This window comes from Oxynema aestuarii AP17, from assembly GCF_012295525.1.
GTDB classification, from domain to species: Bacteria; Cyanobacteriota; Cyanobacteriia; order Cyanobacteriales; family Laspinemataceae; genus Oxynema; species Oxynema aestuarii.
Genome location: NZ_CP051167.1, coordinates 2,630,221 through 2,656,069 on the forward strand (window position 1 = coordinate 2,630,221; position 25,849 = coordinate 2,656,069).

Genomic DNA, 25,849 nt, shown 5'->3' on the forward strand with positions numbered 1-25,849 from the left:
GAAACAGACCTAAAAGTATAGGCGACAAGTATATAAAATTAGCAGCCTTCAAGGGAAGGAAGTGCGTTCGGATTGCATTGACCCGGCGCGCGATCGCCCTCTTGGGATCCATTATCCGATACATTCTGACGCTCGGCTGACTCGTCCGTCGGCGAAGATGCTTCCCCCTCGGGATTTTCTGCTTCTTCGGCGTCCGCTTTTGGCGGCGATGGCTCGCTAGCTCCAGACTCGCTCTCACTTCCCGTCGCTTCCGCCTCCGATTCCGCAGGATCCTCCGAGGTCGCGGGAGCCTGTTGTCCGCCCCCCGTCGTCGCTTCACCGTCCGCGTCGCCGGGTTGAGACGCCTCAGTTTCCGAGGGGTTGGCTCGACCGCCGCCCTCACTATTCTCAACCGGGTTCGGCGGCGTCGTCCCCCTAGCTGCAGGGGGATTGTTCGATTCGGTTTCCGTCGCCGTTTCTCCATCCGACGCCGCGCGATCGCACCGTTCGGCATTGTAGGTGAAACTAAACGGATAAACGTAAATGGTCGGGCGATTCGTCCCTTCAAAAGACTGTTGTTCGATCCAGTTACTCGCAAAGCCATCGAGAATGTCGTGTCCGGTCGCCGCTAGAACTCTCGGTCCGTCAATTACCGCTCCTTTATCATCGACAAATACCCCAATTGTCCCTTTTCCTTCCAATTGATTTGCACAAGCTTCGGCGGGGTAGCGATCGGCGATCGGGTCTATATTTTCAATGTTGATTTTCTCGGGATCGTCAACAATTTTCGTATGATTTTGAGCTAATGTTCCTCGCCAGCGTACTACTTCACTTAACGATTGAATATTGGTTTCTCCATCTTCGGAAACTGAACCCGTCACATTACGATTGGCAGCTTCTTGACGTCGTTTTTCTCCGAGGAGGCGATCGAGGAGTTCGCGCCGTTCCTCCGGATTATTTTGATAGTATTCCTGACGTTGTTCGTTATATTCTTCTGCCGAAGCGATCTGGTTTTCGTTATTGTTATTCTGATTATTTTGGTGATTCCGATCGTTAGACGGCGGTTCTTCCTCCGTAGAACTTGGGCGATCGCCGCTTGGGGAATCGCCCAAATTGTAATTATTTCTCGCTCTGTCCAGATAATCTGACGCCACTCTATCTAAGCTTTCTCTAGATAGGGGATTTTCCGCCCCTACCGATTGTTGCCGTCCTAAATCGGCCAGCTTCTGTTCTCCATTGACGTCGGGAGGATTTTTAAAACCGGGATCGACTTGTTGGTTCATCCCATCGGTTCCCTCTCCCAATCTGGCATTGGGATTAACCTGTTCCGACTGCACGTCGAGGGGGGGTGGCGGTACGGGCAACGGGGCGCCACTATCGAGATTATTTTGGTTTTGATTCGTTCTCAATGACCCGAAGGGAGGAGAATCGGGGCGATCGGAAAAGTTGCCAAAATCGGCGGGAGGCGGTGGAGGAGTATTGGTAATGGAACGGTCGTAGCTGTTATAAGCCGAGAGATCGTCCGGTATATTCCACAAGCTCGGGAAATTCGTTGCGGAATCTGAAGGTAAAGTCGGCAAACCGTCATCGCGACCGGGAGGCAAGGTCCACGACGGGCTGCGAGCGGGATCTTCGGGAATGGTATAGTCCGTGGGTTCCGGTGGGGGCAGGGGATTGCCCAAACTCGGCTGAGCCTCGGGAACGGCAACGGGTTCGTCAAACTGGGGCAGGCGGCTGATTTCCTCGGGATTGAGTTCGAGCAACCCCACGGGCTCCAAGGGATCGGCTTTTTTAGACCCGAGGGGAAATAAATCCCAACTCCACCCAATCAGCAAGTGGACGCCGATTGAGGCGAGAATCGCCAGTCCAGTCGGTTGACGCACGGAGTCAAAAAGCGTTTTGGCGGGAAACGAGTAAGACATAGGGTCTTGGGAGGGGGGATGGGATGGCGTTGGATGGGGGAGAGTTAGGGTTGAGTTTACCTCGATCTTGCCGATGGCAGGAGCGATATTCTGCCATCTGACGAACTCATCTGGAATTGGGTTTTATTTTAGCGACCTGTCGTTAGCGGAAAAGGTGCCTGAATCGGTGGTGGGGATCTCGGCGGGGCGAACTTGAATGATGGTGAGGGAAAAATAGGGCAGTTGGAGATTGTCGCGATCGCGCAGACCTCGATAAACAGTGGCCTCGGGCCAGGTGGCCCGTTCGACGACGTAGGTGCGATCGAGCAATCCTCGCCGTTGCAGCACTTGCCACACTTGCGGATAGACCGAACTCATTTTCATCAGGACGACCGCATCGGCCCAGTCGAGGGCGCGTTCGAGTTCTTCGACGGCGTAGAGGGCGGGTAAAACGGCTAAGCGTTGTCCGGCGATCGTCAGGGGGATCCCCAATTCGGCGGCGGCGGCTAACGGCGAACAAATGCCGGGAATGGTGCGAATTTCGAGGTGGGGGTGCTGGCGTTTGAGGGTTTCGCTCAGATAGGTAAAGGTGCTGTAAAAGCTGACATCGCCTTCGCTGACGAATGCCACGTCTCGACCGCTTTGCAGCACCTCCCCGACCTCCCGAGCCGCTTGTTGCCACGCTGCGGCGAGGATAGACTCATCGCGCACGTAAGGAAAGGTCAGGGGAAGTTTGACTTGACGCTCTTGCAGCCAGTCGGCGACGATCCGTTCGGCCATTCCAGTGCGATCGCCCACCCCGGCGGGAAAGGCGACGACGGGGACGCTTTGGAGAATTTTCAGTCCTTTAACGGAGATCAGTTCGGGATCTCCCGGACCGACACCAATCCCGTAGAGGGTGCCTGCTGGCTTCATGGAGAAGATAGAGGGTAAAAGTGAACGAGGCTGGCGGGGGGCGGCGCGATCGCCGTCCGTTTCTAGAGCAACCGATCCCCATTATGGTGGGGGAATCTAGCCGTAGACTCTCTTATTTTACCCGCTTCTTTTGGCGAGAGTTGGGAAGGTCTCTACGGTTTTGGCGACGATCGCCCCTGGAGGAGCGTTGCTGGTAGCCATTGGTTTACAGCAATTCTAATTCTTTCTCCGCTTGCTGTTGCTCCCCTTCGGTTGGAGGTTGGGTTGGGGGTTCGGACGGCTCGTGCGAGTTATCTTCTCGGGAGATGTTTTGGGCGATCGCCTCTTGGGAAACGGGGGTGGGAATCGGCACTTCTTCCACGGCGGGCAGTTTTTCCAAAGTCAAGCGCGACTGATTCGATCCCGAAAGCCGTTGCAATAACTTCGGTTTGGGGTCGTGTAGCAAGTAAATAATGCGATCGCCGCGCTGCCACGAGCCGTCCGACGCCGACGCCACCAACAACTGATCGCGACGTTCGACCAACAACGGCATCAGTTCTCCCGATCGCATCAACGCTTGCAAATGCGCCTGTTGAAAGGCCAAACCCGGTTCTTTCAACACCGTTTCGCCTAATTTCACCTGACCGTCACTCAAGTATTGATTCCACGCCTTTAACGGCAGATCTTGAATGAACGCCTGTTGAACTTTCGCCTTATTTGTCTTATTCGTCGTCTTCTGTCCTTGCGGATCTTGCGGAAAAATCGCCAGTACCCTCGGCGGGCCGAATTCCTCAACCACGCGCTGGGCCAAGACTAAATTGACTTCGCCATTGCTCGTCATCGCCAAAAATGTTCCCATGGATTCGAGTCCCGCTTCTTCGAGAACGTCGTGATCCAAAGCCGAACTCAAAAACACTCGTATATTCTCTTGACGGGCCGCCTCGCACGCTTCCGGGTTGGTATCGAGCAGGACCACCGATTCGCCGCGCTCTTGGAACAGGCGGGCTACCAAACGACTCAACGGGTTGGAGCCGACGATCGTGGCGCCTGTCGCTTTCGTAGACATGATCCCGAGCAACTGGGCGACCCCGCGCGCGGTCAAGCCTTGCAAGACTACGGTGACGATAATCGTCAGGAACACGAGGGCTTTAATCGAATCCCCCCCGTTGATGCCGCGATCGGTGAGCAAAATCGCGAATAAGGACGCTACCGAGGCGGAAATAATCCCTTTCGGCGCTACCCAACCGACAAACAGCTTTTGACGCCAATTCAAGCCGCTATTCCAGGTACACAGCCAGACGTTGACCGGGCGCACGACGAACATCAACGCTAAAACCGTGAACACACTCCCCCATCCCAAGGCGACAATACTGGCGAGGGATAAGTCTGCCGCGAGCAAGATAAAGAGAACCGAGACCGCGAGAATCGTCAGTTGTCCTTTAAAGCGGCGTAAAAGGCGCTCTTCGGGTACCGATGAGGCGCGCAAGACGATCCCGGCGACCACGGTAGCCATCAAGCCGGATTCGCTGCGAATCGCTTGGGCGAGGCCGAATAAGCCCCACAAACCCGCTAAAACTACCAAATTTTTCAGATCTTCGGACAGAAAATCCGCTTTTTTGAGGAAATAGCCGATCGTCCACCCCCCCAGGGCGCCGATCGCACTGCCAATGCCCAAACGAATCGTCAACCCCGCAATTAAGCGCAAGGGATCCGCATCGCCGTTGAGGATCACATCCAGGACGAGCACCGCGAGAATGGCTCCCACCGGGTCGATCAAGACGCCTTCGCCTTCGAGCAAGGCGGCGACGGGACGCTGGATCTGTACCTGTTTGAGTAACGGGCCGATCACTGTCGGTCCGGTGACGACGACGAGGGCCGCATACAAAAAGGCGATCGGCCAGGGAAATTCGCTCAAGGTATGCGCGGCAATTCCCCCGCCGATCAAGGTGATCAAGGTGCCGACGGTGACTAAGTTGCGCAGACTGCCGGAAACTTTATCGAGATCGCGCAGTTCGAGGTTCAAACCGCCCTCAAACAGGATTAGTGCGACGGACAGGCTGACAATGACTTCCAGACCGTCTCCGAGCAAATGTGGGTTTAACAGTCCGAAGCCGTCGGGACCTAACAAAATCCCGAATAACAGCAAAAAGACGATCCCGGGAATTTTTAAGTAATCGGCCAGGACTTGAGCACCGATTCCTCCGATGACGGTCAAGACGATCAGCAGCGTAATGTCAAAAGGCACTTCCATAGGCGTAATTGTCGAGCGATGAGTTAGCTCAGGTCGAACGCCTCAATTTACAAGATCTCCCGTTTCTCTTGTCCTTCAGTCGGTTACTGCTTAAAAGGACAACGAGGTCAATGAGACGCCTTACAGACAGGGTACAATTTACAACTCGATGTTAAAAATCTGCTTGCACTGCCACGCCTTTGCACTCTCGCGCGGCCAAGCGAGCGCGGCGATACGATCGGGACGGAGCGCGGGTCGCTCTGGGGGTTTTGACGGTAGCGGCCCGAGGAACGCGGACGGTCTCGACGGCAGGGGCTAGGGTTGACTTTAGCATTCCATCAAGGATAGCACATTGGGCATTGAGGCCAAACATTTCGTGGGGCGTCCGGTAAGGCTGGGGTAAGTTTGACCTTTGACCCCAGCTCGATTCGGGCCGTTCATCCGTCAGCCATCTGGTTTCGATCCAGATTGCTCGACAGGTAAACGGGTTCGACCCGAATGCCTAAAATGGCGGAGGGACGAATGACCATGTATTCTCCCTGGCTGGTTTTTAAGGGAACATTCACGAAGTCTCGGGAATCCGATTTGGGAACGAGTACGCCTTGATACCATTTTTGAAATTCTTGAATGGTGGTAAAGCGCACGTGTTCGCGATGACCGCCCTCGACGAGCAGGTGAACGGCGATTTCATCTGGGGTTCTCGGCATAAATCAATCACGATCCTCAACGCACCGAGTTTATTATGGTCCGCGATCGCCTTTTTTTGTGCATATTTCGCGAAAAAGCGCTTGAGCTTCCCTCACGAAAATAAATTAAAGCGCTGTAGCTGGGCTTCGAGAACCGATTCCAAGGGGCTTTCTAGGTCTGAGGGCTGTTCGAACCAAATTTGTTGGTGACGCGGGAGGTCGAAGGGTAATTCGTCGGGAAAGCCCTCCCGTTGACCGATGGCGAGAATCAGTTGTTCGCTGCGTTTGCTTTGCAAGGCGTAACCGAGTTGGATGCAGACGTTGGCGCTGGGAAGCGAATGCGCGGGGTTTCCCGGGGTTTTGGCGATCGCAGTGACGTCGGCGATCGCCAGTAGGCTTTTACGCAGTTTCCGCATCTGACTATTGCTCAAGCGCATCGGCGCGCTCGGCGATCGCGGCGATTCTTCCAGGGTCAGGGACAGGCGCGATCGCCGATTGAGCTTTTCTAAGCTCTGTTGCAAGGCTTCGCGCAAGGCGTCGCTCGATTCGGGATACTCCTGTTGCGAGCAGAAAAACACGATCGGCTCTAATTGAGCCATGACGTCTTGTTTGGTGAAATAAATCTCGTGACTGATTAAATCGATATTTGAAATCGCATAACCGCCACTTCCTTCGATATAAAATTCGACGGTTTCTCCGTCTAAATAACGCTCGAACCACGAGGAATTTTTGACGCTTTCACTATCGTCTAAAAAGTCGGCACGCAATCCGGTTTTGAGTAAACTATTTTTACTCAGTCGCAAATCGTGAGGCCGTTTTTCTAATTCTCGAATCGGTTCGTAATGTTGGATGTACCAGCCTCGTAGGGCAATAATCGCCATCAGATCTGTTTTCGGGATGCACGGATAATTGACAACGGTGAGGGTCGGTCACTGACGCGGTAGATCGGTCTTGAGGGGTCAATGTCGCTCGGTTTGCGGCGATCTTTCCAACCAATTCGAGGCGATCGCCTGTTGGGTTCAAAGCGGCGATCGCCTCGCGACAGTGCGGGTTCCCTTCACGCACAACAACACCCAAGGCTCTACGTCTGAGTCATTTCCTCTTTCAACTGAAACTATCTGGAGTTGCACTCGCCGTCTCAAATTCTTCTTAGAACTCTCGACCGCTCGTTCCCTTGCTCCCTACTTGCTAGTTGAGGAAATATCGACGGAACACTTGGGTGTTGTCGGTAGCTGAATAGACAGATTGACTAGAAACAGCGCTTTGTACCTCTTAGCTTGGATTGAACGTTGGCTGTTCGATCTGCCGATGAAGTTTTTCAACTTCACTTATAACTATAAACAGGGTTTTGTTCGGGATCAATCCCTAGCAACAAAAGTTTACTTCAATCGGCTAAATCGATAAATCCTCCGGGACTTTTCCAGTTTCACTCGCCTTCAGCAGCAGCTTGCAAAAGTGTTAAAAAATGTTAAACAAACGGGCGCAACCCTTTCCCTAAAACGGGAAGTGATTCCCCCGGACGCCCTTCGTCGCTTCTCGACGGTAGAGACGGGGGCGGTGGCGATCTGCCGGAGACGTCGCGAGTGCGAACTCACCTCCCCGGCTCGGAACCGCTATATTGTGAAAGACGCGAGTAGGGGCGTTTCGCGAAACGCCCCTACCCAGTTTCGCGAAACGCCCCTACCCGTTTCGCGAAACAGTACCGACCGATAACATTGGCGAGGCGCTATGACGCCGTGCACTTTAGGCGACTCCGGCTAACAGGAGCGAGGGAAAAGTGCACCTCTTTTCGCTCCCCCACGAGGGGACGGCGGTTAAAACCGCCCGTGTCGTTTTTCCTCCCTGCGCTAAAGCGACAGGACTTCCAAACAAGAGCGAAGATTTTCCGTGAAGCCAGCACGAACGCCACAAATAATGCCACCGATCTTGTTGTCCCAGCTTACGGCTGAAGATCTCCTACAACGGGGCATCGGTAAGTTTTCCCAGGAAGACTATTCCGGGGCCGTCGAAGATTTTTCTCGGGCGATCGAACTCAATCCCCAAATTGCGCGGCTTTACCTCAACCGAGGCAATGCACGCTTCAAACTCGGCGAGACCGAAGCCGCTTTAGAAGACTACAATCGGGCGATCGCCCTCGATCCCGACGACGTGCAAGCTTACCGCTTTCGCGGCTTTGCTCTCTCGGAAGTCGGCAACCACCCGGCGGCGATCGCCGATTACGACCGCGCCTTGACCCTCGACCCTACCCTCAGCGATGTCGTCCTCAATCGCGGTCTGTCTCGTTTTAAACTCGGAGAGTACGAAGCGGCGATCGCCGACTACTCCCAAGCGATCGAACTCGACCCTCAATTTGCCGACGCTTATCTCAATCGCGGCAATGCTTACCAGCAACTCGGCAATTCTACCGCCGCGATCGCCGATTATTCCCGGGCGATCGAACTCGATCCCGAGGAGGCTCAAGCTTATCTCAATCGCGCTTTAGTTCTGACGCGCTTGGGCGAAAAAGAAGCAGCCCAGCAGGATTTCGATCGCCTGCGCCAACTCCAGCCGGAATTAGTCCAGTCCGTTCGCCCAAGCACCTTTTTATTAGAGTGGCAGCAGGCGATCGCTCGCGTCCCCCTCACTCCGGAAACGGCGGCGATCGGTAGTGCGGTTTTGGTGATGCTCGTCGGGGCGATCGGCTTGTTGCTCTCCAAGCGACGGCGATCTCGCCCCCGCGCCGCCCGATCGAGTACCGCCGATTCGTCCGCCGCCGCCCCCGCGATCGAAGATCTCACCGCTTCGTCCGAGTCGCAAACCCCTCAAACTCTCAACGATCGCGGTTTGGAGTTCTACGACGCCCGCAACTACCACCGGGCGATCGCTCATTACGATGCTGCTTTAAAAGTCGATCCCAACTATACCCGCGCTTATAACAATCGCGCCGTTGCTTATCGCGCTTTGAAACAGGACCGGGCCGCCCTGGAAGATTGCGATCGCGCGATCGCGCTCAATCCCCGTTATGCTCATGCTATTTACAACCGCGCCCTCGCCAAACGCCAACTGGGCGACTTTTCAGGGGCGATTGCCGATTTTCGCCGCGCCGGGGACCTCTATTTAGATCGCGGACAACAACGCGATTACGAGGACGTTCTCGCTAAAATTGAGGCGATCGTTGCCTCTCATCCCGATTTAGCCGCTCCCTCGGTTTCCGAAATTCCCCGGGAATCTCCCTCGGAAACGACACTCAATGGGTCGTCCGACACTCAGTTACAAGATTCACAAGATTTTCCTGCTCCTGACTCGTAACCGATCTGCGATTTTCAAAAAATTTGCTCGCGCGGCTAAAAAGAAGGGGAAAATTGCCACGCGGGGGAATTTTTGTGGTATATTTATTTTATAATGGGGATATTGACAATTTTAAAATTTTTCTCAATATCCCCATTATAAAATAATCCTACAACAAAATAAGTCACGGCGCAACTTCCCGCCCCCTCCTTTAGGGCGAATCCGGAAGATTGTTACAAAACTTAATCATTTTCCGAGTCCGAAGTCGGGGGGAAAGCTCGCAACCCCTGACGGCGTTCGTCGAGCCACTGCTGCAAAATCAAAGCTGCCGCCTTGCGATCGATCAGACCCTTATGGCGGGAAGGAGAAATCCGTTGAGCGTGAAGCATTTGCTCGGCTTCCACGGAAGTCAGGCGCTCGTCTACGTAGTCCACAGGCAGATCGAGAGTCCGAGACAGACGACGGGCAAACTTTTGGACTTGTCGGGCTTGGGGGCCGATGTCCCCATTCATCGAATAGGGGAGTCCGACGACGAGGACTTCGACCTCCCGTTCGGCGACGAGCGATCGCAACTCGGCGATCAGCTCGGCGAAGACCTTGGCGTCTAAAGTGGTCAGACCCGTCGCGATCAACCCGGTGCGATCGCATCCGGCGACGCCAATGCGCCTGCGACCGATATCTAATCCCAAAGCGGAAATCGTAGTTTTCATCCGGTGTGAAAGCGGGTTCTAACTCCCCGAATCCTCCTCGCGAGGTTTGTCAAAGCGATCGCCGTTATTGGAGAATTGGCGCAACTCTTCAATGGAAGGATTGGCGTCCCCTTGAGGGTTGGGGCGATCGCCGCGTTGGCCCTCTTGCAACCAAGCAATGCGGCTGGGAATCGGCTTGCGAGCGGGTTGGAAACCTTGGAGAACTTCCGACAGTTGCAAATCGAGAGCCGCCGGTTTGGACTCGCGCAACTTGTGCCAGACCGAGCGAGACATCAGCAAAGTATGCTCGATCCGTGCGGCGCCGATTTGTTCGAGATATTCTTCCCGTTCCGGCTGGTAGTCCGCCGAGGTCAGGTGCAGGGACTGGGGCGCAAAATCGCGGGTAATGCGCGCCATTTGGGCGAGCAGTTCCGGATAGAGCCAAGTATAGGCCGGGTGAACGGTTAACTCCGCAGCATGAGGACGGGAGCCATCGCGACAGAGTTTGAGTTGAAAATAACCGATCGCCGCCTTGCGTTGTGGCTCGAACACGTAAGCGCTGACGACTTCCGTGCGATCGATCCATTGTTGGACAGCTTCGATAGCGGAACGCAGCAAACTGGTTTGAAAATCCTTGACGTGGCGATCGAACACTTGGCGCACCAACGGAGGCATCGACGCCGTATCGAGCTGACACAGCAGTTGGGCGTCCGCATTGCTGACCGGAAGTAAATTAGGCAAATCCGGTTCGCGCTGGGCGAGAGTTTCGAGCAAAGCGGCATTCATTTCCCAATAGGTAATCTGGGCCAAGCGCTGAAAGCCATTGTGACGGTAGAGAGCCAGTTCGCTCTTGGCGTCGATACCGACTTCGATCAACCACATGCGCGCTTCCCAAATCGTTTCCAAACAATGGCGTAGCAGTTGAGAATCGATATCTTCAATACAGGCGCCCGGTTCGACGATCGCGCGATCGACGCGCCAGGTGCTGCGGGTTTGATTGAACGGAGAAATCTGGATGGCTCCTCGGGTATGCTCCTCTTCTTGCGCGACGTGAACGCAGAGCAAGTGTTGGAACGGATTGGGAAACAAACTGAGCAATTTGAGCAACCCGTACCAACGGCGAACCGAGGGGATGTGTCGAGTCAGGTCGAGGGCGCGAGTGGCCAAACTCAAATCCCTCTTGCCTGCCTCAACCCCGTGTTGCACGAGAGATTCAACCGCATCGAGGTCTCGGTATTGAAGCGGGCGGATGCAGAGATTGGAATTTTGGGGCAAGCGTGGATTCATAGTGGAGATAGCCAGCGTTGGATATGACAGTGACAGCACAGTAGGGGAGATTGGCACCCGTCCCGATCCGGGTCGTACCGAGGGCGGTCTTCCCCTACTTTATCGAATCTCAACACGAAGGAGGACGGGTAGAAGCGCACGGGGGCGTCAAGCCTCGCGCTGGAGAGGAGAAGTCCCGCAGCAGTTAGCTTCCGTGCCGTTGCCGCTTCAGAGTTCGATCGCGTCGGCTGTGATGGCGCTAATGTGAAGTTTCCAAGCTTTTCGCCTTTTCCCGTGGGCTTTTACAACTGACCTGAAGCGGTTTTTCCGGGGCGGATCAGCACGACGGGAGTTTGCTCGTCCGCGTTTCCGGCGGGATTGCTTCGCAAGGCCGTTTCTAGAAAAGCAGTGGAAAGATCCGGCGTTCCTGCCAATATTTTAACGGCTTTTAAGTCATTGACATCGACGATCGCGGCGGACAATCCTGTTTCTCGTTGGATATCGGCGACTACTTGCTCGGGACGGTCCGGACCGAGAACGATAAAACTGTCGTAAGGGGGTAAGGTTCCCGTTACGTCGTCAATCAGGCGGGCTTGTTCTCCGGCCAGTTGGTAAAAGCCGCCCCGGTAGCCGAACGCGCGCGCGATCGCCCCACCGACGAAGGCGAAGAACACGCGCCCCGGACCGACCAAATCGACTAAGGTTTGCAAACCGCAAGCGGTCGCCAAACTTGAAGTCGGCAGGAAGTAATAACACAGGCGTCTGGCGACCCAACCGGGACGCACGTCACTGGGGTGACGCCACCGATCTTGCATGATGGCGACGGGGGTTTCGCCGAGGGTAACGATATCGCCGGGTTGGGCATGGGGCAAGACGTAGCGCTTGACGATTTCGACGGGATCGTCGAGGTGGGTGAGCAGGTGAGTTTTAATGGGGAACACTTCGGCGCCATTTTCCGGCACGGTGCGGGGGTTGGGGGCGACGGAGGGATCCGGATGTTGTAAGGGGATGACGACGTGGCGGACTTTGGGAATGCGACCTTCCGGACCGTAGGTGACGTAGTGGATTTTGACCCAAGCGGATTTGAGGCGATCGAGATCGTTTCCTTCGATGTCGATCGCAATTTTGGCGCGGGTACTTTTGCCAATTTTGACGATATAGCCGAACCAGTAGCCGTCTTCCCGGGCCGGGGCGTCGGGATGGAGGGGAACGACGCGGACGCGGGTGCGGATGTCGTCTACACTGGTTTCGGACAGCAAGCTGACTTGTGCCCGAACTTCCGGCAGCATGATTTCTAAGCTGGGGGTTCGGTTGCGAAATTCGACGATTCCCACGAGTTGGTGACGTTCGGGGGACAGGATTTCTCGATTCCACTCGCCGGGAGGAACGTCTAAATCGTTGCCGGGACGCCGACGGTATTGCCATTCTAGGGCGGCTCCCGCCGCGCCGACGACTAGGGCGGCGGCGGCTAGACTGATTCCGATGGTTGCTGCGATCGCCACAGTTGCCTCTCTGTTGTTTCTCTTGTTGACTGGATAGGGGGTGACGGTCTGGCTCGCGAGTGGAGCGCAGAGGGCGCGTCATCCCCAGATTTATATCATTTTGCCCGATCCCCCCCGACGGGCGCCGATCGCGACGGCAGCCATTGAGGGAAGGGAACGCGCTTGACTCTGGCAATTTTCCTTCGCCGCCAACTGAGTCGATTCCGGACGGGGGAGTGGGAGGGGCGGATTGGAAGCGATTTTTGGTATTTTTACTTTGCTCAACTACTTATTACTCGCGTCCCTCGGCTTGGCTACGGCGATCGCCCTTCCGGGAACATCCCCCGAATTTATAGGCATTTTAAAGATCTTTTCAACGGAACTCCCGTCAAAACCCGGTCGCCCACCATTCATCCCCAACCCTCCACACTCTACAATCTAAAATCTAAAATCCAAAAGCTAAAATCCAAAATCCCCAACATTTGACCCGGCTGAAGTTGGATTTTTCATAAACATTTGTAAACTAATATGAAGCGCTTTCTCTGTGTGAGATTTTTTTAGGATTCCAATGAAACAACTTGTAACTTTCGAGCGCATTTGCTTAGTCGGCCATATTGTGGCCACGGCATTTGGATTGGCGGGGTTGGTGTTAGTGCTGCCACATCCGGAATTTATCCTGAATTTACCCGGATTCGGGCAAAAAGCCTTTCAATGGAGCATGGCAGGCGGTGGCGTCGTCTATATCATCCTCGGAGCCGTGGCGATCGCCATTTACGCAAGCCGCCTGTTCGGACTGCGACGGGCGCTGAGCTTTGCAATTCCGGCGATCGTCCTATCGGCGAGCAGCGAACTGATCGGCACCAGCACGGGCTTTCCCTTCGGACACTACCAATATTTAAGCGGTTTGGGCTATAAAATCGCCGGATTGGTGCCGTTTACCATTCCCCTGTCCTGGTTTTACATGGGGTTTACCTGCTGGATCCTCGCCCGAGCCGGGTTGAGCGCGATCGCCGCCGCCCCGTGGCTACAGAAAATCGGCGGAATCGCCCTAGGAGCACTATTACTGACCGCCTGGGATTTCGTCCTCGATCCGGCGATGAGCCAAACTCCGTTTCCGTTCTGGGAATTTCAAGAAGCGGGCGCCTTTTTTGGAATGCCCTATCGTAACTTGAGCGGCTGGCTGGGAACGGGCGCCTTATTTATGGGAGTAGCCACCGTATTGTGGCAAAAAACCGAGATTACCCTGAAACGAGCTCAATTAAATTTGCCCTTAGCCGTTTATCTGGTAAACTTCGCCTTTGGTGCGGTCATCACCCTGACGATGTTGGATTCCCGCTTTTGGATTCCGACAGTTTTGAGTATCTGTTTGGGAGTGTTACCCGCCTTCGGACTGTGGTGGATTGCTCGACATCGCCACGCCAGCCAAACACCATTAAGCGAAGACGAAATCATGGAAACCAATTCGGCTAGTGCGACCACTGTAGCCCCCGTTGAAATGGTGGCCAAGTGAATCCAATTGTCGAGCTTGGAGTGATGATTGTAGGAGACTTGGGGGCGATCGCGCGGGCGCGGTCGTCCCCAGACTTCGCAATGTTAGAACTCGATGGGGTGCTGTCGATCTGGTTATGGCTGGGATTGGGTTTCCAACTCAGTACCGGGGCCGTCTTGTTTTGGCGACTGGCCCAAGGCAAAAACCGCCCCCGACCGTTACAACCGGAATGGGCGCCGCCAGAATGGGCCGGAAAAGTCACGGTTTTGTTACCGACCCTCAATGAAGTCAAGCGACTGTCTCCTTGTTTGGCGGGATTGACCGTACAAACCGAAGAAGTGCGCGAAATTCTCGCCATCGACAGCTATTCCGAGGATGGAACCGTGGCTTCGATCGAGGCGGCGATCGCCCAGGATCCGCGCTTTCACTTGATTCTGTACGATCCCGACAGCGATCGCTGGGTCGGCCCGTCCGGTGCCTTGCAGACGGGTTTTTTACGCAGTTCTCCCGAAAGTGAATGGATCTTGCGCGTCGATGCCGATACTTATCCCCGTCCGGGATTAGTGGCGAGTTTGCTCAAGGCGGCGATCGCCTCCAACTACGACCTGCTCTCGGTTTCCGCCCAATTCATCCTCAAATATCCCGGGGAAGTCTGGTTTCACCCGGCGATGCTGATTACCTTCGCCTATCGTTTCGGGGCGATCGGTAAACGGGCCAACTCTCCAGACCGAGTGATGGCGAACGGTCAATGTTTGCTCTGTCGTCGGCACGTTCTCGAACAGTTGGGCGGTTTTGCGATCGCCCGCGATGCCTTTTGCGACGACATGAAACTCGCCCGCCACGCCGCCAAACAAGGATATCGCGTCGGCTTCCTGGATGGCTCCAAAGTCGTGCGCGTCCGCATGTACGAAGGAGTGCGAGAAACCTGGAGGGAATGGGGACGCACCATCGGCGTGCGCGATGCCTCCCATCCGTGGCAGTTATGGCAAGATGTCGTCTTTCTGCTCGCCGTTCAAGGACTGCCCCCCCTTATTTTAGGGTTCTACGCGATCGCCGTCCCCCGCTCGCTGCTATTCCAATGGCCTCATGTGGGCCTGTGGAGCTTCAATTTATTACTGATGCTGGCACGGATCGCCATGTTATGGGCGATCGCCCCCTATTTCGATCGCACCCAGGCTAAAGCCCCGTGGTTATTCTGGCTTTCTCCCCTCGCCGATCCCGTCGTATGGTTGCGCGTGTTGATTTCCGCCTTACGTCCCCCGAAGCAATGGCGGGGGAGACGGTATTGAGGGGGAAACAAGAGGCCAAAGGTAGATAAGTAAAAGTATTCCAATAGTGCCTTGAATTTTATTGTTGCCTTATTTATTTTTATCCTGCTCCTCGTGCAAGTCGTCGCTACGGCGATTCTGCTCTCTCGCTTAATCAAAGGGGCCGTCCGGCAGCCCGCGATCGCGCCGAGAGAGCCGACCCCGGACGATTTGGGGCGCGTCAGCATCGTCATTCCGACCCTGAATGAAGTCGATCGCCTCTCCCCCTGTTTGGAGGGAGTGACCCGGCAAAGTTACGAACTGCGTGAGGCGATCGTCGTTGACAGTCGATCGCGCGACGGTACCCCAGAATTAGTGCAAGCGGCGGCCCACAGGGATCCGAGACTGCGACTGATAACTGACGATCCCTTACCTGCGGGGTGGGTCGGTCGTCCCTGGGCCTTGCATACCGGGTTTTTAAATAGTTCCCCCGAGAGTGAATGGATTTTGGGACTCGATGCCGACACTCGACCCCATCCCCAATTAGTCGCCTCGGCCCTACAGGCGGCCCTTCGCGGCGGTTACGATTTAATTTCCCTCTCGCCACAATTTCTGCTCGAATATCCCGGGGAAATGGTGCTGCAACCTGCGTTATTGATGACTTTGGTTTATCGTTTCGGACCGACGAATACGGACGCGGGATCCCCGGAACGAGTGATGGCGAACGGACAGTGTTTTCTCTGTCGGCGGGCGGTTCTCGAACGAGTTGGCGGCTATACCCGGGCGCGCGATTCCTTTTGCGATGACGTGACTCTGGCCCGTGCGATCGCCCGCGCCGGATTTAAGGTGGGATTTCTCGACGGGGCGAACGTGTTACAAGTCCGGATGTATGAAGGGGCGTTAGAAACTTGGCGGGAATGGGGGCGATCGCTCGATCTCAAGGATGCTTGCTCGAAAGCGCAGTTATGGGGCGATTTGGGCTTTCTAGTGGCCGTTCAAGGCTTACCTTTACCGATTGTGGTGGCCGGGGCGATCGCCCTGGCGATCCGGGGAGTGGAGGGTTCTTTATCGTCGAGTGCGATCGCCTTACTCGGCTTAAATGGCCTCTTGTTGGCGATCCGGTTTGCCTTGAGTGCGGCGATCTCCCCTTCCTACGATCTTAGGCGATCGTCGCCTCTGACGGCCCTATTATTTTGGTTCTCTCCCCTCGCCGACCCCTTAGCGGTCATTCGCATTTTTCTGTCGAGTTTGCACAGACCCAAGCGCTGGCGGGGCCGAGAGTATGGGGAATTTTAGATGTTTAGAATTGAGAGTTTAGAGTGTAGGGAACTCGCGGATGGATCGAACCCCTATGGCTAAAGACTCAATGGCGGGCAAGATGCCCGCCCCACCCAAGTACCAGACAGGATGTTGAAGCTGGAGCGCGGATCGGAACTTAGCCTCCCCAAGGGATTGGGGAGGAAAGTAGAACGCTTCGGCAATTGACAAGTATTTTTTCCAGTTCTCGAAACTGGATCCCTACTCGTCAACGCCTTCGGCATTGACCAAATCCACTCTTTCTAATTGCCAGAGAATTTGGTTGCCCTCACGTCTGACCCTGGAGACAATCCAGTTACGCCAAACCCAGTTATCTCCACGACTGGTGACCGCGCTGGCATTGATATCCATCAGGTCGGCCAGTTCGGAACTGGTAATGAGGTAGCCTTTGCTGGCAATTTCGTCAGCAATGGCGAGGGTTTCCATGAGGTTTTGAAGTTGAGTGACCCTCACCTCACGGGGCAGGTTGTCAAGTGAATCAGCATTGGAATAGGCAGTCATATCCATATCGGCCAAATCCGAGGTTTGAAGGTCAAAAGTTTTGCAACATTGTAGCGCTTTGACAGAAGTTGGGAAGTAGGGAGAGGAGCCAGTAACCGAGGAGTCACCAGATCGGTCTGGTGGAGCTGAGGGGGTTGGTCAGGAGGGGTGATTTCTCTTGAGATTGCGGCTGAAGGCACGGCATCGAAGAGCAACCGCGCCTAGCATAGGCGATGTCTTTGAAGTCGTCAAGTTTTCTGCGGATCTACGCGCTTTTTCGTCGATGGCGTCGCGAAGCGATCGGCTTTTATGTTTTTACCAGGGCATTGTAACGAGGGCGATCGCGATCTCAAACTTCAATGATTCGGCTTTTTACATATCGGCGCCCGATTTGAAAAATGACTGCAACTATAGTACAATTGTTGTCAAGTCAAAATATTTCGTTTTTTCCTAATTAACGGCTTTTCAAGACTTTACAAACTGAATTGAGTGTCAGTTGTTTTGTTATTGTTTTGAATTGACCGATTTGAAACGGTCGAGGCGAAGCGCGATCGCCGCTCTGACGAGAATTCAGATTGTTGCGAATTCTCAAGCCGTTTCCCAGGTTCAGGGGTCGATATTTTTAAAGGGTCGTTCCGTGTTCGCCGCTCGATCGCGGGAGATCGACGATGAAGTTTCAGCAAGTAGATGACTTTCGGCCCGATCGCCCCATCCGAGCTGTGATTTTATCGGGAATTTCTGACGGAGCAAACGAACGATCGCCTGGGGTCGATTTAACTTTTGTAAATCGGCTTGCTTTTTGATGGGCGATCGCCTATGAATGAGCCATCATGGGAGTTTTTTAGCACTCTGGGATCGGTTTCATTCCAACCCAATCGGGCAACGGTCGGGGAGACAAGCTAAATCCTTTACAGATTTGCCGTCATCGGATTTTGAACCCATCAAAATCTAAATAAAAACATCTCAACCATTCAAAATGTAAAGATTATCACAAATTTACCGATCGCCCGATCGTATTAACGAAGAATAAGAACATCTAGAAAGTATCGCGATCGCGGATTGTACAAAAAACAAAAAGGAGAATTCAGGAAAATTTATGTTTCTCAAACGCTCTCTACACGCCACTTTTATTGTAATCGCAATCTGGGGGTTTGTAGCGAGTCCACAAACAGATCGAGACCTGTCCGAACCAACCCTGTTGCTCGATCGCTACGAAGCGCTCGCCGACCTCAAAAACGACGATCGCCCTCGGGGGAACCCAGGAGCTTATCGAAATTACACGAATGCAAGCGAACCGGAAACCCTCTCTATTTACAAGCGATCCGGCGATCGCAGAATACGAATAGAAGCGGTATTTTCACCGGAGAATGAGGGGTTGCAGCCCGCGATCGCCTTACATCAAAACCTAAATCAAAACCCACAAATCGCGTTCGAGAGGAGCGATCGTGGCGTATGTCAGTTACCTGAAAAAAATTGGTCTTTGAATCAGTATAAATACGATTTTCGCTCGGCGATCGCGACAGGCTACCCGAAGTTAATCGGAATCGATAGGAACTGAATTGACTGGAATTAAATTGACGCGATCGGTGCGATCGCAAAAGGGATGGGGAAAGCTTGAGACCAACCGAATGCCAACTCGAACACCAAAAAAAGACTGCCCCAGTTCCCCAGTCAAATATGAGGTCAAATCGGCGATCGCGTAGCGTCTCCGTAGGAGAATCGCGGTCGGGATTGTCGCTTGACAAACGAAGATAAAAAATGAGAGAAAATCCCTCACGATCGCCGATCTTGAATCAGTTTTTCCCGGATCTGTGCTACGTTCAAATCGAAACGAGCGGCGATCTCCTCGACAATTTGTCGTTCCGCTTCCGTCATTGCCGATGACGGCGCCGTAGTGCGATAACATTGGGCGACGAGAGGAACGGCAAAATCGCGGTCGAGTCGGTCGAGTAACTCGTCGAAAGGAATCGGATCGTCTAACTGAGCTTCGATAGCGGCGATCGATCGCGGCGTAAACTCCATCAACTCTAACTCGCGCAGGAGTTGCGATCGCGACGTTTCCGGGTGTCTGGCGTCGAGAACTTCGGCAAAAATCCGATCCATAATTTCTTTCTGGGCGATCGCTTTTGCTAAATACGCTTCGCTGTCGCGGGCGATCGTTTGTGCGGTGACTTCCGAGGTGAGGGGATTGACCTTAGCTTCGTAAAAGCGACAGGCGGCGTAACCGAGCAGATAAAGTAGCACTGCATTCGTACTGGCGCCGATCGCCGCGCCCGCGATCGGAATATTGCGAAAAATCCCCAATCCTGCCTTAACCGCGCCAGAACCGCCTAAAGATAAGCCAAAAATCGCTAAAACTTCCGCTTTGCGCGCCGATTGGTTTAAATCGAGCCCGTAAGCGGCAGCAATTTGATAAATTGTTTCCGCTTGTAACACCGTCGTCGCCGCCAAATCGACGCCGAATAGGGCGATCGCGAAACCGGGCAACATACTGCTCGCCAGCCCGATTCCCGCCGCCTGCACCGCTTTGTCCCACATGACGCGATGGGCAATTTCGGGGGGCGTTTCGTTGGGATGGGCCTGCTGGAGTTCGCGAACGGCGCTATACGCCTTGTCAACATCGACTTGACCGATAAAAGCGAGCAACCAATCGGCGTGCAACCATCCGGCGACTTGTTTCAACACCGGATTAGTGCCGATCGCGTCGAGGGTTTTGCCCGTTTCTTCCGTAGCGCGATCGACGAAGGTATCGACCTCGCGGGCGGCGGAAACTCCCACTTCCGTAGCGCTTTCGCCCAATTGGGTCACCATGGCGCCAATGGATTGAATTAATTCGGAGAGGCGATCGATCGCGAGGCGATCGGCTTCAATTCCCGCGCGGTCTAATTCTTGCTGCAGATCGTCGATCGCTTGGGCGATCGGATCCTCCGACGCCTTCGACTCGGGTTGAACGTCGAAATTCAAGTTTTTCTGGTTATCCATATCGATCCTCCACTTCCCTCGGATATTTTGAGAAAAAAATTTCCCTCGACCGGGGGCGATCGCCCCCACTGTCCGAACAATCCCAAAGGCTATTCTCAAAAACTATCCTCAAAAACTATCCAGCTATCTCAAGACCTTGGCGCGATCTGCAAGTCCGACGCCAAAATCTAAAATCTAAACAATCTAAAATCTAAACAATCTAAAATCTAAAATCGATCGCATCTCCCGCAGAAGACGCGATCGATCTGAATCGATCCGGGTTCTTATACCGCGACTCCCGTCGTCGGTTTGGCGGGTTCGGGCGATCGGATCCCGAGTCGCGCATCGTACAATTCCACCACGCGATATTCGGCGTGAGCTAATTCATTCGCGATCGTCGCAAAAATCATCGTCGAAACGGGATCTGTATATTTAGACGCCAGATGGGCCGCATCGATCGCCCCCGTTTGTAAGTCGCCCAAAGCCCGACGTAAAATATCGAGGTCGTTACTCGACGGTAACCAACTCGTCAGCGTCGCCAGCGCTTCGCCGACAAACGACGGGATCGCGGGTTGTCCGCCCAACGTGCGGATGCGTTGTTCGAGCAGTTCGAGGTGACGCCCTTTCGTTTCGGCAATTTCGCGTAACAGCAAACTAGTAGCCGCATCTTCGGTTTTGTCCGCATAGTGCCGAAACGCCTCTTGGGTGTAGCGTTCCCCAGCCAGGGCTTTATTCAACCCTTCGATAATTTCATTTTTACTCGATCCGCCCCAGGCTTCGCCGAGTTGCCACCACTGGGCCTCAGTATCGTTTTCGTCGGGAAGGACGCGATCGGGAATTTCCAGTTGCAGGCGAGAGAGAATCGCCGTGGTAAAAATCGGCAAGTCGCCGGGTTGACGGGAGGTAATCAACTGGGTATCGATCGCCAGAGGTTCGTCAATATAAGTCCCACCCGCATTTTCGATGTCTTTGCGAATGGCGCCATATCCAGTGACGCGACAACCGCGCAGTAAGTCCGCTTCGATCAAAAGCTGCGGTCCGTGACAGATCGCCGCAATTAATTTACCCGAGGCGGCAGCTTCTTTGACAAATCCAACCGTGTTGCGATTGGTACGCATTTTGTCGGGCGCACCCCCACCGGGAATGACCACGGCGTCAAACTCGCGCGGACGCGCTTCGGCGGTGGTGGCGTCGGGTTTGATGCTGACTTTGCCCGACTTACCGCGATATTCTTCGTTCATGCGCGCGCCGAGGACTTGTACCTGTGCCCCCGCTTCTTGCAGGGCTTGGTAAGGGACTTGAAATTCCGAATCTTCGACGTTTTGTTCGATTAAAATGGCAACTTTTTTGAGCTTTTTAGAATTATCGGCTGTCATAAAAGACCTCTAATGACTACAGGGGTGAAGGGGATTTTCAGTTCGCGCCAATCCCGTTCGTTGTTAGTTCAAGTAAACCCAACCGGATTCATCGACGCGCAAGGCGTTGCGGTCCATGTCTAATGCGGTGGTTTCGTCCAAAGTAATTTCTAAAATTCCTTCTTGAGAAAACACTTTCGTTTCCGCTTGTAACAAGCCGTCATCTTGTCGTTGGAAGGTGACGGTTACCGGGTCTTCTAGTCCGGTGAGGGTGATTTCACGATCGCCCATTAAAAAGCGGTCTTCGGTATCGCCGACGACTTGGTATTTAATGGGTGCGGCAGTGGAGTTGATTAAGCGGATGCTAAATTCGCCGTTATTGTCGGGAACTGCAGCGACGGGGGTGTTGCGCGATCGCGGTAGGGGTGTCCTTTGTGCTAACATTTCGGCGTTAGCCCTTTCGCCGTCTTTCTCGCTGGCGCGCGTTTCGGCGATCGCCGCGCGCGGACTGGTACTCATAGTGAAGAGCAATCCGCCTAAAATAGCGGCAAAAATGCTGAAGTTGCGTTCGGGGTGAGAGTTTAGATTAAACATGTTTTTAAACATAGGTTTTGTCCTCTTTGGTGGTACGGGCGAATTGAATTAAGGTTTTAAAAGATTTAAAACATCGAAAAGATTTGAAAAATTTGGCAAATCTCAGGGAGGGGCGATCGCCTCAGTGGGCGCGAGGGCGATCGCCCCTCGGAATCGGGGAGTGAGAAACAGTTTAATCCGCCAGCAAACTGCGAAGCATCCACGCCGTTTTCTCGTGAACTTGCATTCGTTGAGTCAGCAAGTCGAGGGTGGGTTGGTCGTTCGCTTTCTCCGCGATCTCCAGCAGTTCTCTCGCCGTTCTGACCACGCTTTCTTGACCTTCGACCAAGCGGCGAACCATGTCTTTCGCCCCTAAAACGCCGCGATCTTCTTCGATCGAACTGAGGCGCGCGAATTCGTCGTAGGTTCCCGGCGCGGGGAAGCCTAACGTGCGGATACGTTCGGCAATTTCGTCCACGGCCAAGGCCAACTCATTATACTGCTCTTCAAACATTGTATGCAGCATGTGAAACATCGGCCCGGTGACGTTCCAGTGAAAATTATGGGTTTTTAGGTATAGAGTATAGGTGTCGGCCAGTACCCGAGACAATCCGGCAGCAATTTCGCGACGGCTGTCTTCGTCGATCCCGATGTTAATTTCCGGTTGAGTAGCGGCGGGACGAGTACCTGTAGCGGTCGTCATCAATAAACCTCCTTAAATGTGTTTTAAAACTGTTTTAGATGCTCGATTGCTTTTGGAAAGACGCGGGGATTGAAGTGAGGGAAGAACCCCCGCTTTTCCAGGGGGCGGCGCGCTTAGATGACGCCCGTTCCTTTGCCCCGGCGATCGCCTTCCATGGTCAACTTGCCTTCTTCGTCGTGATGCTTGACCTGTTCTTGCTCTTGCAAGCGGGCTTCCCGGTTCGCTTCTTCCCGTTCGCGCAGGTCGCCGGGTTCGTTGACGTACATTTCCGGCTCGATCGCGTAGTTGTTGGCGCGGCCTTCATTATCTACGGTATAACCGCCCGTGGTGTCGATTCCAGAACGACCGTCTTCGGGTTTGTGTTGGAAATTTTCGCCCTCGCGTTCTTGGCGGGCGGCGATTTCGGCGGGTTCGATGCCGCGATCGTAACCCGGTTCCATGCGGTCTTCTTTAACTTGTTTGTCGTTATGGCTGATGCGATCGACGCTCATATATAAACCTCCTTGCGGTTTAGCTCGATTACATTAATACCCTAACCAGTAGGAGGGGGCATCTCAAACTATCTCTGGTAAGAGCTTTTGATTACGTCTGTAGGTAGAGACCGCAAGGTTTCGAGGCGATCGCGCGATCGATTCTAGGGGCGATCGTTGCGGGGGGAGTCGCCGAGGGCGATCGCGTGGCGATTGGGGACGATCCGCGATCCGTAGCGATTGGCGTAGACTTGGGTAAATTCCGCCCCAAAAAACAGGATTTGCGCCGAATAGTTCACCCACAGGAGAATGACGACAAAGGATCCGGCAGCGCCGTAAGCCGAACCGACGCTACTATTACCGAGGTATAAACCGATCGCCCATTTACCCACGGCGAATAACAACGAAGTAATCGACGCCCCCATCCAAACGTCACTCCAGGCAACTTTGGCATCGGGCAGCACTTTATAGATGGTGGCAAATAAAACCGTAACGATCGCAAACGAAAGGGTTAAATTTAACACCTGCCACAGTAGAATGACCTGGGGGAACAGGTGGTCGAAATATTTCCCCATCGCCGCCAACCCCGCACTGACCGCGAGGGAGACCAACAGCAAAAAGGCGATCGCCAAGACCATCGCAAACGATAAAAAACGCTTTTGTAACAAGCCTTTAATCCCCCGTCCCGGTTTCGGTTGGACGTTCCAAATCGTATTGAGCGCATCTTGCAATTGGGTAAATAAACCCGTCGCGCCAAACAGCAAAATCGCGATTCCGGCGATCGTGGCGACGATTCCCGATTGAGGACGGCGTGCGTTTTCAATTAAATTTTGAATCACTTGCGCCCCTTCGCGTCCGACGAGGCCCTGCAATTGGGCGACGATTTCTCCTTGGGCCGCATCTTGTCCGAATACGAACCCGGCGACGGCGATGACGATGATTAACATCGGTGCGAGAGAAAAGGCGGTGTAATAAGCTAAAGCAGCAGCCAGTCGCGAGGCTTTGTCCTTTTGCCAAGCGATGAAGGTCAGTTTAAGCAGTTTGAAAATCAATTTAAATTTCACGATCGAATCGAGGTTTGAATCGGTTAGTCAACGAGCTTCATTGTAAAAGGCGATCGCGGCGTTCGAGGCTGCCGCATTCGATGTTATTTTTAATGGGGTGAACGTCGAGCTGCCGTTGTCAAATTGCACTCGTCAACCTTGAGAGATTTTATTGAGTGACAGCAAGGGTGACTGATTCTTTATTACAAAACGTCAATCTGTATTTAGTCGGGATGATGGGGTCGGGAAAAACCACCGTCGGGCGCTTGTTGGCGCGAGAACTCGGCTATCAGTTTTTCGATACCGACGAACTGGTCGAAGAAGTGGCCGGATGTTCGATCGCCCAAATTTTTGCCGACGCAGGAGAGGCGCAATTCCGCCAACTGGAAAGTCAAGTGCTCGAACAACTGTGCGCCTATCAAAAATTGCTAGTCGCCACGGGAGGGGGGATCGTTCTGTCTCCCAAAAATTGGAGTTACTTGCATCACGGACTTGTCGTCTGGTTGGACGTTTCCGCCGAACAATTGTACCGACGCCTGCAAGGGGATAGCAGCCGACCTTTGTTACAAAATCCTGACCCGTTGGCGACCTTGCGATCGTTGTTGGCGTCGCGACAAGGGTTATACGCCCAAGCCGATTTGCGCCTGGTCGTCGGGGAAGGAGAAACCCCGGAAGCCATTGTGCGAAGGGCGATCGCGGAAATTCCCAAATGCCTCAAAACGACAACGGTCGATCTCAATTGAAACCCACCATGGGTGGCGAACGGCGATCGCCCGGCGGCGCAAAAGCGTTCGGCACTGAGTTGTAGTTGGCGCGAACCTCCTCTAAACTTCGATAAAAGCCTTTTCTCGCGATTTAGCCATCCATGCTCACTGAAAACGAATCCATCGAGAAGAATGCAGACGCGATCCGCGTCAAAGTCCTCAGCGAGGCGCTGCCGTACATCCAAAAATTTGCCGGACGCACGATCGTCGTCAAATACGGTGGGGCGGCGATGAAAGATAGTACCTTAAAAGACCAGGTGATGCGAGATTTGGTCTTTTTGTCTTGCGTGGGGGTTCGTCCGGTACTCGTCCACGGGGGCGGTCCGGAAATTAATAGCTGGTTGGGCAAACTGGGAATCGAACCCCAGTTTAAAAATGGCTTGCGGGTGACCGATGCGGCGACGATGGACGTGGTGGAAATGGTCTTAGTCGGTCGGGTCAATAAAGAAATTGTGTCCCTGATCGATCGGGCGGGGGGTTCGGCGATCGGTTTGTGCGGTAAAGACGGTAATTTAATCACGGCGCGACCCCAGGGGCAGGAGGGGATTGGCTTTGTCGGCGAAGTCAGTACGGTCAATATCGACGCGATCGATACCTTGGTGAATGCGGGTTATATTCCCGTGGTGTCGAGTGTGGCGGCGGACGAATCGGGACAAGCTTACAATATCAACGCCGATACGGTGGCGGGAGAATTGGCGGCAGCCCTGGGGGCTGAAAAGTTGATTTTGATGACGGATACGCCGGGGATTTTGCAGGATTACCACGATCCGTCCACTTTGTTGACGAAAATAGATATACAAAAGGCGCGAGAATTGATTAAGGATGGCACGGTAGCGGGGGGGATGATTCCGAAAGTAACCTGTTGCGTGCGATCGCTGGCTCAGGGAGTGCGTGCCGCTCATATTATTGACGGTCGGATTCCTCACGCCTTGTTATTGGAGGTGTTCACCGATTCCGGAATCGGTTCGATGATCGTCGCTTCGGAGTTTATGCCTTAGCCCGAGGCAGAAACAAGGGGGGCGTGGGGCGGCGATCGCCCGGACGCGCCCCCAGG

Annotated in this window: 23 protein-coding genes; 8 read left to right on the plus strand and 15 right to left on the minus strand. The window is 54.0% G+C overall.

Annotated elements, in window-relative coordinates:
* Nucleotides 1-38: 38 nt before the first annotated feature.
* From HCG48_RS10660 to HCG48_RS10680, 5 genes are all read right to left on the minus strand, one after another.
* On the minus strand, nt 39-1,901 hold the full coding sequence (locus HCG48_RS10660; protein WP_168569146.1) for an energy transducer TonB: 1,863 nt from the start codon (nt 1,899-1,901) through the stop codon (nt 39-41).
* 123 nt (nt 1,902-2,024) lie between these two features.
* Complete coding sequence (locus tag HCG48_RS10665) at nt 2,025-2,795, minus strand: precorrin-2 C(20)-methyltransferase (protein ID WP_168569147.1); 771 nt, start codon at nt 2,793-2,795, stop codon at nt 2,025-2,027.
* 205 nt (nt 2,796-3,000) lie between these two features.
* Nucleotides 3,001-5,025: a cation:proton antiporter gene (locus HCG48_RS10670; protein WP_168569148.1), complete on the minus strand. Its 2,025-nt coding sequence runs from the start codon at nt 5,023-5,025 to the stop codon at nt 3,001-3,003.
* 416 nt (nt 5,026-5,441) lie between these two features.
* Nucleotides 5,442-5,711 carry a hypothetical protein gene (locus tag HCG48_RS10675; RefSeq protein WP_168569149.1) on the minus strand — a complete coding sequence of 90 codons (270 nt, stop codon included), beginning with the start codon at nt 5,709-5,711 and terminating at the stop codon, nt 5,442-5,444.
* A gap of 92 nt (nt 5,712-5,803) precedes the next feature.
* Nucleotides 5,804-6,571 carry a hypothetical protein gene (locus tag HCG48_RS10680; RefSeq protein WP_168569150.1) on the minus strand — a complete coding sequence of 256 codons (768 nt, stop codon included), beginning with the start codon at nt 6,569-6,571 and terminating at the stop codon, nt 5,804-5,806.
* A gap of 70 nt (nt 6,572-6,641) precedes the next feature.
* On the opposite strand from HCG48_RS10680, the gene HCG48_RS10685 reads away from it, so the two are divergent.
* Together HCG48_RS10685 and HCG48_RS10690 are read left to right on the plus strand one after the other, a co-directional pair.
* Nucleotides 6,642-6,926 (plus strand): hypothetical protein, encoded by a 285-nt coding sequence (locus HCG48_RS10685; RefSeq protein ID WP_168569151.1) that lies wholly within the window; start codon nt 6,642-6,644, stop codon nt 6,924-6,926.
* A gap of 651 nt (nt 6,927-7,577) precedes the next feature.
* Nucleotides 7,578-8,978: a tetratricopeptide repeat protein gene (locus HCG48_RS10690; protein ID WP_210437215.1), complete on the plus strand. Its 1,401-nt coding sequence runs from the start codon at nt 7,578-7,580 to the stop codon at nt 8,976-8,978.
* A gap of 221 nt (nt 8,979-9,199) precedes the next feature.
* On the opposite strand, the gene ruvX is transcribed toward HCG48_RS10690, so the two are convergent.
* From ruvX to HCG48_RS10705, 3 genes are all read right to left on the minus strand, one after another.
* A complete protein-coding gene (gene ruvX / locus HCG48_RS10695; RefSeq protein ID WP_168569153.1) occupies nt 9,200-9,667 on the minus strand; it encodes a Holliday junction resolvase RuvX in 468 nt (155 codons plus the stop codon).
* An 18-nt stretch (nt 9,668-9,685) separates the two neighbouring features.
* Nucleotides 9,686-10,933, minus strand: coding sequence for a GNAT family N-acetyltransferase (locus HCG48_RS10700; protein WP_168569154.1), 1,248 nt, complete (start codon nt 10,931-10,933; stop codon nt 9,686-9,688).
* Between the two features lie 281 nt (nt 10,934-11,214).
* Nucleotides 11,215-12,414, minus strand: coding sequence for a F420-0:Gamma-glutamyl ligase (locus HCG48_RS10705; RefSeq protein ID WP_210437216.1), 1,200 nt, complete (start codon nt 12,412-12,414; stop codon nt 11,215-11,217).
* A 547-nt stretch (nt 12,415-12,961) separates the two neighbouring features.
* Here HCG48_RS10705 and cruF point away from each other — a divergent pair.
* The 3 genes from cruF to cruG are packed head-to-tail and all read left to right on the plus strand — an operon-like array spanning nt 12,962 to nt 16,425.
* Entirely contained in the window at nt 12,962-13,903 is a 942-nt protein-coding gene (cruF, locus tag HCG48_RS10710; RefSeq protein WP_168569155.1) for a gamma-carotene 1'-hydroxylase CruF, read from the plus strand.
* Nucleotides 13,904-13,926: 23 nt separating this feature from the next.
* Nucleotides 13,927-15,171: a glycosyltransferase family 2 protein gene (locus tag HCG48_RS10715; RefSeq protein ID WP_168569156.1), complete on the plus strand. Its 1,245-nt coding sequence runs from the start codon at nt 13,927-13,929 to the stop codon at nt 15,169-15,171.
* A 51-nt stretch (nt 15,172-15,222) separates the two neighbouring features.
* Nucleotides 15,223-16,425 carry a 2'-O-glycosyltransferase CruG gene (gene cruG, locus HCG48_RS10720; RefSeq protein WP_168569157.1) on the plus strand — a complete coding sequence of 401 codons (1,203 nt, stop codon included), beginning with the start codon at nt 15,223-15,225 and terminating at the stop codon, nt 16,423-16,425.
* A gap of 222 nt (nt 16,426-16,647) precedes the next feature.
* On the opposite strand, the gene HCG48_RS10725 is transcribed toward cruG, so the two are convergent.
* Entirely contained in the window at nt 16,648-16,947 is a 300-nt protein-coding gene (locus HCG48_RS10725) for a hypothetical protein (RefSeq protein WP_511048768.1), read from the minus strand.
* Between the two features lie 1,075 nt (nt 16,948-18,022).
* Between HCG48_RS10725 and HCG48_RS10730 the strand changes: the two genes are divergently transcribed.
* Nucleotides 18,023-18,484, plus strand: a complete 462-nt coding sequence (locus tag HCG48_RS10730) for a hypothetical protein (RefSeq protein WP_168569159.1) — start codon at nt 18,023-18,025, stop codon at nt 18,482-18,484.
* A gap of 215 nt (nt 18,485-18,699) precedes the next feature.
* Here the strand turns inward: HCG48_RS10730 and HCG48_RS10735 are convergent, their stop codons facing one another.
* The 6 genes from HCG48_RS10735 to HCG48_RS10760 form a co-directional block, all read right to left on the minus strand.
* Nucleotides 18,700-19,908, minus strand: coding sequence for a hypothetical protein (locus HCG48_RS10735; RefSeq protein ID WP_168569160.1), 1,209 nt, complete (start codon nt 19,906-19,908; stop codon nt 18,700-18,702).
* A 263-nt stretch (nt 19,909-20,171) separates the two neighbouring features.
* Entirely contained in the window at nt 20,172-21,263 is a 1,092-nt protein-coding gene (locus HCG48_RS10740) for a DJ-1/PfpI/YhbO family deglycase/protease (protein WP_168569161.1), read from the minus strand.
* Nucleotides 21,264-21,326: 63 nt separating this feature from the next.
* Nucleotides 21,327-21,848 (minus strand): hypothetical protein, encoded by a 522-nt coding sequence (locus tag HCG48_RS10745; RefSeq protein ID WP_168569162.1) that lies wholly within the window; start codon nt 21,846-21,848, stop codon nt 21,327-21,329.
* A gap of 160 nt (nt 21,849-22,008) precedes the next feature.
* Entirely contained in the window at nt 22,009-22,518 is a 510-nt protein-coding gene (locus tag HCG48_RS10750; protein WP_168569163.1) for a Dps family protein, read from the minus strand.
* 113 nt (nt 22,519-22,631) lie between these two features.
* Nucleotides 22,632-23,009 carry a hypothetical protein gene (locus HCG48_RS10755; protein ID WP_168569164.1) on the minus strand — a complete coding sequence of 126 codons (378 nt, stop codon included), beginning with the start codon at nt 23,007-23,009 and terminating at the stop codon, nt 22,632-22,634.
* Nucleotides 23,010-23,152: 143 nt separating this feature from the next.
* Nucleotides 23,153-24,052 (minus strand): YihY/virulence factor BrkB family protein, encoded by a 900-nt coding sequence (locus tag HCG48_RS10760; RefSeq protein ID WP_168569165.1) that lies wholly within the window; start codon nt 24,050-24,052, stop codon nt 23,153-23,155.
* A gap of 167 nt (nt 24,053-24,219) precedes the next feature.
* Between HCG48_RS10760 and HCG48_RS10765 the strand changes: the two genes are divergently transcribed.
* Complete coding sequence (locus tag HCG48_RS10765) at nt 24,220-24,774, plus strand: shikimate kinase (RefSeq protein WP_375339332.1); 555 nt, start codon at nt 24,220-24,222, stop codon at nt 24,772-24,774.
* 122 nt (nt 24,775-24,896) lie between these two features.
* Entirely contained in the window at nt 24,897-25,793 is an 897-nt protein-coding gene (gene argB, locus HCG48_RS10770) for an acetylglutamate kinase (protein WP_168569166.1), read from the plus strand.
* Nucleotides 25,794-25,849 lie beyond the last annotated feature (56 nt).